Origin of the sequence: Pseudomonas folii (assembly GCF_014357575.1) — a bacterium.
Classification (GTDB): Bacteria; Pseudomonadota; Gammaproteobacteria; order Pseudomonadales; family Pseudomonadaceae; genus Aquipseudomonas; species Aquipseudomonas folii.
In genome coordinates, this window is sequence record NZ_JACONW010000153.1 from 1 (window position 1) to 12,375 (window position 12,375).

The following is a 12,375-nucleotide window of genomic DNA, read 5'->3' on the forward strand; positions in this document are numbered from 1 at the left end:
CGGCTCACAACATCAACGGCGCCCGCTCGCACAGCTTGTTCAATGCCGCTGCCCAGTTCGGGTCATCGTTCAGGCACGGTATCAAGGTCAACTCCTCTCCCCCGGCAGCCTTGAACTGCTCGGCACCGCGATCACCGATTTCCTCCAGCGTCTCGATGCAGTCGGCGACAAACGCCGGGCACATCACCAGCAACTTCTTCACGCCCTGAGCAGCCAGTTCTTCAAGCCGCGCTTCGGTGTAGGGTTCGATCCACTTGGCCCGCCCCAGCCGCGACTGGAACGACACCGACCATTTGCCATCTGCAATGCCCATCTGTTTCGCAAACACGGCCGCCGAACGCAGGCACTGTGCGCGATAGCAGGTCGCAAGCACTTCGGGCGACGCGTTCCTGCAGCAGTCAGCATCCTTGAAGCAGTGATTGCCGGTGGGATCAAGCTTGGTCAGGTGTCGCTCCGGCAAACCGTGAAAGCTCAACAGCAAGTGATCGTGGGGCTGTTCAAGATGCGGCCGCACACTCTGGACCAACGCGTCGATGTATTCCGGTTGATCATAGAACGCCTGCAACACGGAAAACTTCACGTTCAGTGATTTGTCCTTTACAACGCGTTTGGCCTCTTCAATCACCGTGGTCACGGTGCTGTCGGCAAACTGCGGGTATAGCGGAGCCAGGGTAATTTTGCTGATGCCCTGAGACGCCAATCGGGTCAACACGGTTTCAATGGACGGCTCACCGTAACGCATCGCCAGTTCAACCGGGCCCTGGGTCCATTCCTTAGTCATGGCCTGGTGCAAACGCTTGCTCAACACCACCAGCGGTGAGCCTTCGTCCCACCAGATAGAGGCATAGGCATGGGCGGACTGCTCGGGTCGCTTGATCAGGATCAGCGACACCAACAGCCGACGAACCGGCCACGGCAAATCGATGACGTAGGGGTCCATCAGGAACTGGTTGAGATAACGGCGAACATCAGCCACAGACGTGGAGGCTGGTGATCCCAGATTGACCAGCAACAGCGCGTGATCGGTCATGCAACATCCTATTTCAGTGGCGGCCGAGGAAATCGTCCAGGGCAGCGTGCAGTTCAGTAAATTTGAATGTGAAACCGGCCTCTTCCAGTCGCGCAGGTCGAGCGCGTTGACCACCCAATAGCAGAACAGACAATTCGCCCAACAGGATTTTCAAGGCCAGTGCAGGCAACGGCATGAATGCCGGGCGATGCAGAACACCGGCAAGTGTTTTGGCAAACTCGTGATTGCGGACCGGGTGGGGGGCGCAGAGATTATAGGGGCCTTGCGCGTCATGCTTGTGCAACAGAAAATCAATCGCGGCGATTTGGTCTTTGATGTGTATCCATGGCATCCACTGCCGACCATTGCCGATGGGGCCGCCCATGCCGAATTTGAAGGGCGGTAGCAGCCGCTGCAGCATGCCGCCGTCATCGGAGAGCACCAGACCGGTCCGAATGATAATTACCCGCACGCCTTGGGCCTCGGCTCGCTGAGCCGTTTCTTCCCAGGCGTCACACAGATGGCTGGCGAAATCTTCTTTGACTGGCTGGGAGGTTTCATCCAGCTCACGCTCGCCGCCATCGCCGTACCAACCCACGGCAGAACCACTGATCAGCACCTGTGGCTTCTGCGAACGTTGCTCCATCCAGGTCAACAGTTGCTCGGTCAAGCCAATGCGGCTGTCCCATAACTGAGTTCTGCGCTTGCGCGTCCAGGGCCGGTCCGCAATGGGCGCACCTGCGAGGTTGACCACCGCGTCCACCGGTTGATCATTCAGGTCACTGAGTTGGGCGATTCCTCGCACGCCGCTGCCACACAGTCGCGGGACTTCATCGGGTTTGCGGCTCCAGACCGTGACCTGATGGCTTTGTTGAGTCCAGAACTGGCAGAGCTGTCGTCCTATCAAACCAGTACCGCCGGTCAGCAATATGTGCATGGCAGGTGTCCTTGCGTGGCGTTCGCGAGCATTCGGTAGTCTATTTTTTTATGCATTAACAGATGGCTTATGAACCATAGGCCAAAACATTGCCAGGAAGCGTTCGGACTATCCGTCTGGATAGTTGCCCGTCGCTTTCAGGTAGCAGATTTTAGATCTGGAGCCGTACCAGAAAGGCGACGCAGGCCCCAGGCCGTAATCGAAGCAAGTTATACCAAAAAACAATATTGTACAGGTTTTAACTACGGCGTAGTCTGTGCAGACAAGGTAACGAGGCCCCTATGACTGTACCTATCGCAATCATCGGTACCGGCATCGCCGGACTCTCCGCAGCCCAAGCGCTCCATGCTGCCGGGCACTCCGTTCATCTTTTCGACAAAAGCCGCGGCAGTGGCGGAAGGATGTCCAGCAAACGCAGTGACGCAGGCTCGCTCGATATGGGCGCGCAGTATTTTACTGCTCGCGATCGGCGCTTCATGGCCGCAGTACAGCAGTGGCAACTTCAGGGTTGCGCGGCTCAATGGACGCCATTGCTGTACAACTCCCACGCAGGCCAGCTCAGCCCGTCACCCGACGAGCAGGTTCGCTGGGTCGGCCAGCCCGGCATGAGTGCTATTACTCGCGCCATGCTGGGTGATTTGCCAGTCTCGTTTTCCTGCCGGATCACCGAGGTCTTTCGTGGCGAGCAGCACTGGAGCCTGCAAGACGCCGAGGGCCAGAGCCACGGCCCCTTCAGCCATGTGATCATCGCCACGCCCGCTCCGCAGGCAACGGCATTACTGGCCAGCGCGCCAAAACTTGCAGGCGCTGCCGCCGGTGTGAAGATGGACCCGACCTGGGCGGTGGCGCTGGGATTCAGCAGTGCATTGCAGACGCCTTTGGAAGGCTGCTTTGTCCAGGACAGTTCCATCGACTGGCTTGCCCGAAATCGCAGCAAACCCGGGCGCGATACCACGCTGGACACCTGGGTGCTGCACGCCACCAGCGCCTGGAGCCGACAGCATCTGGACATGCCCAAGGAAGAAGTCATTGAGCAGTTGCACGGCGCATTTGCCGAACTGATCGGCTGCGCCGTACTTGCGCCGACGTTCAGTCTGGCCCACCGCTGGCTTTACGCCCGCCCCGCTACCGCTCATGAATGGGGTGCGCTTTCCGATCCCGATCAGGGCATTTATGTGTGTGGCGACTGGTGCCTGTCAGGCCGCGTCGAAGGTGCCTGGCTCAGCGGTCAGGAGGCAGCACGTCGCTTGCTGGAACACCTCAATTGAACCGCCTCAATCCCCGCAAGCTGCTGCTGTCGAAATGGACAGCCGCTCAGCCGGTCAATCGCGAGAAGCATTTTCTGGTCACTGAGTTGTTTCGCGACGACGAAGGCACCGTGCTGGAAATCGAATTGCAGGCAGTGCTGACACAGCGCAGTGAACGCTTGCCTTGGCAAACGTTGCAGGACGCTGAGACGTGGAAGATGGGTTGGAAGTAATGCGGCCCTACCGGAGCAACTCGGTACGCCAGGATGAATGCGAACCTGTGGAAGCGGTGCCTTATCGTCGGAATGCCGCCCAGACCAAGCACCGCTCCCACATACAAGCGCGCCAGCCACCCCATACAAACCCTATACAAACCATTTGACTTGTACAGCGTTGAACCTATGATGAACCCAAGTTGTACAGAAAATTAACTCTGTACAATTATGTTCAGAGGTTTGCATGCTTTCTCCAGCAGTCCATAAACCGAAACTCGGCATCAGTGCCTGCCTCATGGGCGACGAGGTGCGGTTCAATGGTGGTCATAAAGAATCCCATTTATGCACCCGCGAGCTGACTCAATACTTCGAGTTCGTCACCGCCTGCCCGGAAGTGGCCATCGGCATGGGCATACCCCGCGAACCCATCCGTTTGGTGGGCGACGCACAAAACCCTCAAGCCGTCGGGACGGTGAATAAAGCGCTGAACGTTACCCAGCCCCTCGCCGACTACGGGGTAAAGATGGCTGAAGAACTGGGGGATATCTGCGGCTATATCTTCATGCAGAAATCTCCGTCCTGTGGACTTGAGCGAGTCAAGGTCTACACGGAGAACGGCGCTCCCGTTGAGGGAGGCGGACGCGGGATCTATGCCCAGGCGTTTTGCGAGCGTCATCCCAATCTCCCGGTTGAAGAAGATGGTCGCCTCAACGACGCAGTCTTGCGCGAGAATTTCATCACCCGAGTGTTTGCCTATGCCGCGTGGCAAGACCTGTTAAAAGCAGGTATCACCCGACGCAGCCTGACCGAATTCCACTCGCGTTATAAATACCAGCTCATGGCCAACGACCCGGTGCAGTACAAAGTATTGGGCAATTTATTGGGCAGCATGGGCCGCAGCGATCCCAACGAGATCGCACCGCGCTATTTCAGTGACTTGATGACGGCCCTGAAAAAGCCCGCCACCCGCCGCACCCACACCAACGTTCTGCAGCACATCAGCGGCTATCTGAAACAGACCCTGAGCGCGGCCGACAAGCAGGAAATCCAGCAAATAATCGGTCAGTACCATCAAGGCATCGTGCCGTTGATCGTGCCCCTGACGCTGCTCAAACACCACTTCCGCCAACATCCTGATCCTTACGTGGCCTTGCAGGTTTACATGCAGCCGCACCCGGAAAATCTCAGCCTGCGGAATGCGATCTGAACATGAATAACACACTGCATCTGATCCCTGCGCCCGAGCCAACCGATGAAGACACGGGGGTTGAAGGCGGCTGGTTACCGATACGTGAAGTCGCCCGTCAAACGGGGGTCAACGCGGTCACGTTGCGTGCGTGGGAACGCCGTTATGGGCTGATCGTCCCGCACCGTACGCCCAAGGGGCACCGACTGTACTCGGACGAGCATGTCCAACGGGTGATGAAGATTCTCACCTGGCTCAATCGCGGCGTATCGGTCAGTCAGGTGAAAAGCCTCATCGACAGCCGCCAACCGGATACCAGCGCCGCCGGGAACGACTGGGACGATTTGCGGCAAAACCTGATCAAGGCGATCAGTGAACTGGCGGAGCGCAGGGTTGACGACCTGTTCAACCAGGCCATGTCGCTCTACCCGCCGCGAACAGTCTGCGAACAGCTGTTGATGCCGTTGCTGTCGGAACTCGAGTTCCGCTGGCAGGGGCATTTCGGCGGGCAAATGGAGCAGGTCTTCTTCTACTCCTGGCTGCGCAGCAAATTCGGCGCCCGGATTTACCACAACAATCGTCAGCTCAGCGGTAAGCCAGTGTTGCTGGTCAATCACTCGGACTCACCGCTGGAGCCGCACCTGTGGCTCAGCGCCTGGCTGATCAGCAGCGCCGATTGCCCGGTTGAGGTTTTCGACTGGCCGTTGCCCAACGGTGAACTGTCGCTCGCGGCCGACCTGCTTAAACCGCGAGCGGTATTGCTGTACTCCAGCAAAGCATTGAACCCCGGCCAGCTTCCCAAATTGCTCAGCAATGTTCAGTCCCCGACCGTGCTTGCCGGTGCCTGCGTACGTATTCATTGCGACGACCTCGCCATGACGATCAACAAGATAGAAGGCCTGCACCTGGCCGAAGACCCGCTGGGCGCCCTCGCCGCCTTGCAGCTATTGGATCTTATCTAAGGAATAAACATGCAACTGCTATGGCTGCGCAGCGATTTGCGCATTCACGACAATACCGCCCTGACCGCTGCCATAGAGCAGGGTCCGGTGGTGGCTGTTTACCTGATCAGCCCCACTCAGTGGCGCAGCCATGACGACGCTCCCTGCAAAGTAGATTTCTGGCTGCGCAATCTGGTCGAGTTGCAGAAAGCTCTGGGTGAATTGAACGTGCCATTGCTGATCCGCGAGGCCGACAGCTGGGATCAAGCACCGAAGGTGCTTCTGGAACTGTGTCGCGAACACAATTTCCGGTCGGTACATGCCAACGAAGAATACGGGATCAACGAAACCCGCCGGGACGCCGCCGTCGCCGATGCACTTCAGGACGCCGACATCCAGTGGCGCAGCTATCTGGATCAGTTGTTTTTCAAACCTGGCACTGTGCTGACCAAAACCGGCACCTATTTCCAGGTCTTCAGCCAGTTCCGCAAGGTCTGCTACGCCCGTATGCACCAAGCCATGCCGCCGCTGGTTCACTTGCCCAAACCTCAAGCCGCGCTGGATGTAAAAAGTGATCGCGTCCCCGAACAGGTAGAGGGATTCAAGACGCCTCCCCAGGCACTACAAGTTTTATGGCCTGCGGGTGAGGACGAAGCGCGTCGGCGGCTGGCCGCCTTCAGCGATGAACAGATTGATTACTACCGCTCAGAGCGTGACTTCCCGGCCAAGCCCGGCACCAGTCAGTTGTCGGCGTATCTGGCTGCCGGAGTGATATCCCCGCGCCAATGCCTGCATGCGGCGTTGAGCAGCAATCAGGGTGAGTTCGAGACGGGCAGTGTCGGCGCTGTCACCTGGATCAACGAGCTGCTCTGGCGCGAATTCTATAAGCACATTCTGGTGGGCTTCCCTCGGGTATCGCGGTATCGCGCATTCCGCCCAGAAACCGAAGCCCTGAAATGGCGTGATGCCCCAGAGGAGCTGGCTGCCTGGAAAGAGGCGCGTACCGGCCTGCCGATCATTGACGCCGCCATGCGCCAACTGCTGGAAACCGGCTGGATGCACAACCGTCTGCGCATGGTCGTGGCGATGTTTCTGACCAAGAACCTGCTGATTGACTGGCGCGAAGGCGAACGCTTTTTCATGCAGCACCTGATCGACGGCGATCTGGCTGCCAATAACGGTGGCTGGCAGTGGAGCTCATCGACGGGCACCGATTCATCGCCGTATTTCCGGATTTTCAATCCGCTGTCGCAATCCGAGAAATTTGACCCCGAAGGTCTGTTCCTGAAGAAGTGGTTGCCCGAACTGGCCGACCTCAACAAAAAAGAAGTGCATAACCCTGCAGCGGCTGGCGGCCTGTTTGGTGTGGCCAATTATCCCAAACCGATTGTCGACCTCAGTAGCAGCCGCGCCCGTGCGTTGGCTGCATTCAAGGCTTTGCCTCATCGCCAGCCCGCGGCCGAGGTTACTGATGACTGATTTCCTGCGGCGCTTTGCTCATGAGTTTGCGGCTCTGGACAAGAACAACCTAGACCGCCTTGGCAACCTGTACAGCGACGATGTGCAATTCACCGACCCGCTGCACCAGATTCACGGGCTGCCGCAAATGCGTCGCTATTTTGCCGAGTTGTACGCCAACGTCAGCGATCTGCGGTTCGACTTTCATGGCTTTGACCAGGTCAGCGAAGGCAACGGTTATCTGCGCTGGACAATGAGCTACTCCCATCCGCGGCTTGTCAGAGGTAAGACGATCCAGGTCGAGGGCTGCTCGCATCTGCTCTGGCGCGACAAGGTTTATCAACATCGAGACTATTTCGATGCAGGCGCTTTGTTGTACGAGCACTTGCCGATCATGGGCCAGCTGATTGCCTGGCTGAAAAGGAGATTGGGATGAGTGATCCGAACGTGCGACGTATCTGGTTGACCGGTGCCAGCAGCGGCATCGGCCTGGCCCTCGCCGAAGAGCTGCTCATCGCGGGTCACAAGCTGGCGCTGACGGCCCGAACGCTGGGCCCACTGGAGGAGCTGGAGCGACGTTTCCCCGGGCAAGTCTTGCTCGCGCCGGGGGATTTGACCGATGGCGAGCAAATCACCGCCATTGGCGATCGCATCGGCCAGACCTGGGGCGCCCTGGACAGCGCGATCATCAACGCTGGCACGTGCGAATACATCGACACCAACCATTTCGATGCCGCGCTGCTTGAGCGAGTGGTTCGTACCAATCTGCTGGCCAGTTCCTACTGCGTGCAAGAAGCATTATTGCTGCTGCGCAAAGGCAACAAGCCGCATCTGGTGGGCGTTTGCAGTTCGGTGACCTATCTGCCACTTACCCGCAGCGAGGCTTACGGGGCATCCAAGGCAGGTATGCGATATCTGTTCGAATCCCTGCGTATTGATCTGGCCCACGAAAATATCGACGTCACCGTCGTCAGCCCGGGTTTTGTCGATACCCCGCTGACCGCCAAAAACGACTTCGCCATGCCCATGCGCTGGCCGGTCGAAAAAGCTGCGAAATACATCGCCGAGCGGTTGCAGCGGACGCGTCGCCCGATGGAAATCGCCTTCCCCGGGCTGTTCATCCTGACCCTGCGGTTATTGGCGCTGCTCCCCACCCGGGTGCAACTCGCGTTAGGAAAACGCATGGCTCGCTCGGCGGCTCAACACAAGGACGCCCAATGAAAATCGCCATCATCGGCAGTGGTATCGCGGGCCTGACCAGCGCCTATCTGCTCAACCGCTCTCACGACATCACGGTGTTCGAGGCGGCAGACTGGATTGGCGGGCATACCCATACCGTTGATGTAAAGGTGAATGGCCGGGATTACGCCATTGATACCGGCTTTATCGTGTTCAACGACTGGACCTATCCAAACTTCATCCGTTTGCTCGGGCAGCTAGGCGTTAACTTCAAGCCCACCGAAATGAGCTTCTCCGTCAGCGATCCGAAGACCCGAACCGAATACAACGGCAATAACCTCAACAGCCTGTTCGCCCAGCGCAGCAACCTGTTGTCCCTGAGTTTCTGGGGCATGTTGCGCGACATTCTGCGTTTCAACCGCGAAGCGCTGGCCGACCTGGAAAGCCAGCGCATCGCTCACGACACAACTCTGGGTGATTACCTGCACAGTCGCGGTTACGGCGAACGCTTCATTGAGCACTACATCGTACCCATGGGCGCAGCGATCTGGTCCATGTCACTGGCAGACATGCTCGCCTTCCCTTTGCAGTTCTTTGTGCGCTTCTTCAAGAATCATGGTTTGTTGTCAGTCAGCAACCGGCCGCAGTGGTGCGTCATCGAAGGCGGTTCCAGCCGTTACATCGAGCCGTTGACAGCGTCGTTTGCCGAGCGGATTCGTCTGTCGTGTCCGGTCAATAGCGTTGAACGGGACGCAGAAGGCGTAACCATCCACAGCGCAGCGGGCAGCGAACGCTTTGATAAAGTCGTGTTCGCCTGCCACAGCGATCAGGCTCTGAAAATGCTCGCGCAACCGAGCGCAGCCGAGCAGGAAATTCTGGGTGCCCTGCCCTACGCCGAAAATGACGTGGTGCTGCACACCGACATCCGGCTGTTGCCCAAGCGACCGCTGGCCTGGGCCAGTTGGAACTACCGACTCGGCGGTGGCGAGCAACAACTGGCCGCTGTGACCTACGACATGAACATCCTGCAAGGCATCGACAGCGACACGACCTTTTGCGTCAGCCTCAACCAGACCGATGCCATCGACCCGAACAAAATCCTTGCCCGCTACACCTACGCACATCCGCAGTACAGCCTGGCGGGCGTAGATGCTCAGGCGCGCTGGCCCGAACTGGCCGGCATCAACCACACCTGGTTCTGCGGTGCTTACTGGGCCAACGGTTTTCATGAAGACGGCGTGGTCAGCGGCCTGCGGGTTGCCTCGGCATTGGGCGAATCATTGTGAACAGCGCCCTGTACAGCGGCTGGATCGCCCACCGACGCTTTGCGCCGCGGGCTCATGACTTTCGTTATCGGATCGGCCTGCTGTATCTGGACCTGGATGAACAGCGCGAGGTATTGAATACATCTCCTCTCGCGGGAAAAAGTCGCTGGTCACCGTTTTCATTCCGGGAAACGGATTACCTGCGTGAACTGACGCGCAACGGCATACCACTGACTGAGGCGGTTCGCGAGCGCGTCGGTCAAGCCATCGGCCATGTTCCGCAGGGCAAGATCTGTCTGCTGACTCAAGCCCGCAGTTGGGGTCTGGCCTTCAACCCGGTGAGCTTTTTTTATTGTTTTGAAGAGGATGGCGCTCTGGCGGCGATTCTCTGTGAAGTCAGCAATACACCGTGGCGCGAGCGTTACCACTATGTATTACCTGCCGACGGTGAGGGGCACCAGCACTTTGCCGTAGCCAAGGCCTTCCACGTTTCGCCGTTCCTGCCCCGCGATCTTGAATACCGGATGAGTTTCAGCCCACCCGGCGAGCGCCTGGGCGTACACATGGCTGACTGGCAAGGCGAGCTGAAAATGTTCGACGCCACGCTCAACCTGCAACGCCAGGACCTGACGCGAAGCAATCTGCACCGGCACTTGCTGGCGTTTCCGTGGATGACCGCCAAGACCTGCCTGGCGATTTACTGGCAAGCATTGCGGCTATTCCTGAAACGCATTCCACTTTTTTCTCATCAGGCCGCTGACGGCGACTACCGTACCGCCTCCACGCAATTGAAGGGTCAACGCCATGAAAAGCAGTAGCAGTTTTTCGGCCAATCTGGGCACCAACAGCCTGACTGCCAATATCCTGCGGCGCGGCGTGCTACGCCAGCTTGCCCGGTTGCGCAACGGCCAACTGGTCGTCAATGAAGGCGATGAGCGCCACGTGTTCGGCGTGGCTGGGGCCGTTATCCAGGGCGAGATCCAGATTCTCGACTCAGCCACCTGGGGCATGGTCGCCAGTAATGGCTCCATTGGCGCAGGCGAAGCCTATATCCATGGCTACTGGACCTCGCCTGACCTGACCGCCGTCATCAGGGTTTTCGTCAGCAACCTGGACGTACTGGACTCGATGGAAGGCGGCATGGCCCGGCTCGGTCGTCCGTTCATTCAAGCGCTGCACTGGCTGAACCGTAATACCCGGGAAGGCTCGCAAAAAAATATCGCCGCCCATTACGATCTGGGCAACGAGCTGTTCAAGCAGTTTCTTGATCCAACCATGATGTATTCGGCGGCGCAGTTCCTGACGCCTGAAGACACGCTGGAACAGGCGCAACTGAACAAGCTGGAGCGCATCTGCCAGAAGCTGGCATTGAAACCCGACGATCACTTGCTGGAAATCGGTACCGGCTGGGGCAGCATGGCGATTTACGCGGCGCAGCATTATGGCTGCAAAGTCACGACCACAACGCTGTCCAAAGAACAGTTCGCCTACACCGAGGAGCGAATTGCGACGCTGGGTCTGCAGGACCGGATCACTCTGCTGCTCAAGGACTACCGGGACCTTACCGGGCAGTTCGACAAGCTGGTGTCGATCGAGATGATTGAAGCAGTCGGTCACCGGTTTCTGCCGACGTACTTCAAGCAATGCGCCCACCTGCTCAAGGACAACGGCCTGATGTTGCTGCAAGCGATCACCATCCGCGAGCAGCGTTACGAGCAGGCCAAAAGCAGTGTCGATTTCATTCAACGCTATATTTTCCCCGGTGGTGCGCTGCCGTCGGTGCACAAAATGCTGGAAATTGTCGGTCGCGATACCGACATGAACTTGCTGCACATGGAAGATTTCGGCCTGCATTACGCCCGCACGCTGCGCATCTGGCACGACAACTTCCGCCACGCCCATGGCTACCTTGCAGAGCTGGGCTACGACGATTACTTCCTGCGCCTGTGGGAGTTTTACCTGTGTTACTGCGAGGGTGGTTTCCTGGAACGTACCATCGGCACGGCGCAATTGCTGTTGGCCAAGCCCTGCGCATCGCCACAGCCGCTGCTGGGTCGTTTCAATGCTTAAGCAGATCGCCAATGCCGTGCTGTTCCAGGCTGGCTGGTTTGCCTGTGTGCTGGGCGGTAACAGCTATTGGCTGTTGATCCCGATTGGCGTTCTGCTCATTCATCTGCTGTGGATAAGTTCGTGGGCGGCCGAGGGTAGATTGCTGCTGTGGATAACAGCCTTGGGCACTGTGCTGGACAGCGCATTGATGATGCTCGACGTGTTCGACTTTGGCACTCAGGGTGTGCTGATCCCGCTGTGGCTGATTCTGCTTTGGGCAGTGTTGGGCACCACGCTCAGGCATTGCCTGGCCTGGACCGCAAAACCGTGGTGGCGTGCCAGTGTGCTGGGAGCGATTGGCGGGCCGATGTCGTATTACGCAGGCTCGCAACTGGCTGACGTGCATTTGCCGCTGGGTCTGTGGCCGAGTATGGCGCTGCTGGCGGTGCTATGGGCGGTGATGTTTGCGCTGCTGCAATGGATTTCCATTCGATTGCTCGCCGGTCAATCAGTCAACATGCCCGCCTCGCGCTGACATACACTGCGCGCCTATGACTTCCACCCTGATCCCGACCCGCCCGATTCCCACCGAAACCGCCATCACCTGCTCAACCTGCGCGGCCTGCTGCTGCCAGCTTGAAGTGATGCTGATTACGGATACCGGCGTACCTGAACGCTTTATCGATACCGACGACTGGGGCGGCGAAGTCATGCTGCGTCTCGACGACGGCTGGTGCGCCGCGCTGGATCGCAACACGATGATGTGCACCATCTATGAGAAACGTCCGCTGATCTGCCGAGAGTTCGAGACCGGTTCAGAGGAGTGCATGAATGAAAGGCTGGGGATTGAAGGGGCTTATTTGTAGGTTGTAGCCAGAGCCGGATTTTG

Annotated in this window: 14 protein-coding genes; 12 read left to right on the forward strand and 2 right to left on the reverse strand. The window is 58.3% G+C overall.

Annotation, left to right across the window (positions count from 1 at the left end; translation table 11 throughout):
• Window positions 1-4: 4 nt before the first annotated feature.
• Complete coding sequence (gene hemH / locus H8S59_RS22515) at window positions 5-1,030, reverse strand: ferrochelatase (protein ID WP_095099860.1); 1,026 nt, start codon at window positions 1,028-1,030, stop codon at window positions 5-7.
• A 13-nt stretch (window positions 1,031-1,043) separates the two neighbouring features.
• A complete protein-coding gene (locus tag H8S59_RS22520) occupies window positions 1,044-1,946 on the reverse strand; it encodes a TIGR01777 family oxidoreductase (RefSeq protein WP_187522856.1) in 903 nt (300 codons plus the stop codon).
• A gap of 281 nt (window positions 1,947-2,227) precedes the next feature.
• On the opposite strand from H8S59_RS22520, the gene H8S59_RS22525 reads away from it, so the two are divergent.
• The 12 genes from H8S59_RS22525 (at window position 2,228) to H8S59_RS22580 (ending at window position 12,352) form a co-directional block, all read left to right on the forward strand.
• A complete protein-coding gene (locus tag H8S59_RS22525; protein ID WP_187522857.1) occupies window positions 2,228-3,214 on the forward strand; it encodes an NAD(P)/FAD-dependent oxidoreductase in 987 nt (328 codons plus the stop codon).
• Complete coding sequence (locus H8S59_RS22530; protein WP_122808029.1) at window positions 3,211-3,426, forward strand: TIGR02450 family Trp-rich protein; 216 nt, start codon at window positions 3,211-3,213, stop codon at window positions 3,424-3,426. Before H8S59_RS22525 ends, H8S59_RS22530 begins: the two co-directional genes overlap by 4 nt.
• A 226-nt stretch (window positions 3,427-3,652) precedes the next feature.
• Entirely contained in the window at window positions 3,653-4,615 is a 963-nt protein-coding gene (locus H8S59_RS22535; RefSeq protein WP_187522858.1) for a YbgA family protein, read from the forward strand.
• A gap of 2 nt (window positions 4,616-4,617) precedes the next feature.
• A complete protein-coding gene (locus H8S59_RS22540; RefSeq protein WP_187522859.1) occupies window positions 4,618-5,556 on the forward strand; it encodes a MerR family transcriptional regulator in 939 nt (312 codons plus the stop codon).
• Window positions 5,557-5,565: 9 nt separating this feature from the next.
• Window positions 5,566-7,014 carry a deoxyribodipyrimidine photo-lyase gene (gene phrB, locus H8S59_RS22545; RefSeq protein WP_187522860.1) on the forward strand — a complete coding sequence of 483 codons (1,449 nt, stop codon included), beginning with the start codon at window positions 5,566-5,568 and terminating at the stop codon, window positions 7,012-7,014.
• On the forward strand, window positions 7,007-7,429 hold the full coding sequence (locus tag H8S59_RS22550; protein WP_095099881.1) for a nuclear transport factor 2 family protein: 423 nt from the start codon (window positions 7,007-7,009) through the stop codon (window positions 7,427-7,429). Before phrB ends, H8S59_RS22550 begins: the two co-directional genes overlap by 8 nt.
• Window positions 7,426-8,214, forward strand: coding sequence for an SDR family NAD(P)-dependent oxidoreductase (locus tag H8S59_RS22555; RefSeq protein ID WP_095099884.1), 789 nt, complete (start codon window positions 7,426-7,428; stop codon window positions 8,212-8,214). Before H8S59_RS22550 ends, H8S59_RS22555 begins: the two co-directional genes overlap by 4 nt.
• Entirely contained in the window at window positions 8,211-9,458 is a 1,248-nt protein-coding gene (locus tag H8S59_RS22560) for an NAD(P)/FAD-dependent oxidoreductase (protein ID WP_187522861.1), read from the forward strand. The genes H8S59_RS22555 and H8S59_RS22560 overlap by 4 nt, the downstream gene beginning before the upstream one ends.
• Window positions 9,455-10,255 (forward strand): DUF1365 domain-containing protein, encoded by an 801-nt coding sequence (locus H8S59_RS22565; RefSeq protein ID WP_095099890.1) that lies wholly within the window; start codon window positions 9,455-9,457, stop codon window positions 10,253-10,255. The genes H8S59_RS22560 and H8S59_RS22565 overlap by 4 nt, the downstream gene beginning before the upstream one ends.
• Window positions 10,242-11,507: an SAM-dependent methyltransferase gene (locus tag H8S59_RS22570; protein ID WP_187522862.1), complete on the forward strand. Its 1,266-nt coding sequence runs from the start codon at window positions 10,242-10,244 to the stop codon at window positions 11,505-11,507. The genes H8S59_RS22565 and H8S59_RS22570 overlap by 14 nt, the downstream gene beginning before the upstream one ends.
• Window positions 11,500-12,021, forward strand: coding sequence for a DUF2878 domain-containing protein (locus tag H8S59_RS22575; RefSeq protein ID WP_187522863.1), 522 nt, complete (start codon window positions 11,500-11,502; stop codon window positions 12,019-12,021). The genes H8S59_RS22570 and H8S59_RS22575 overlap by 8 nt, the downstream gene beginning before the upstream one ends.
• Before the next feature lie 16 nt (window positions 12,022-12,037).
• Window positions 12,038-12,352: a YkgJ family cysteine cluster protein gene (locus H8S59_RS22580; protein WP_187522864.1), complete on the forward strand. Its 315-nt coding sequence runs from the start codon at window positions 12,038-12,040 to the stop codon at window positions 12,350-12,352.
• Window positions 12,353-12,375: the final 23 nt, after the last annotated feature.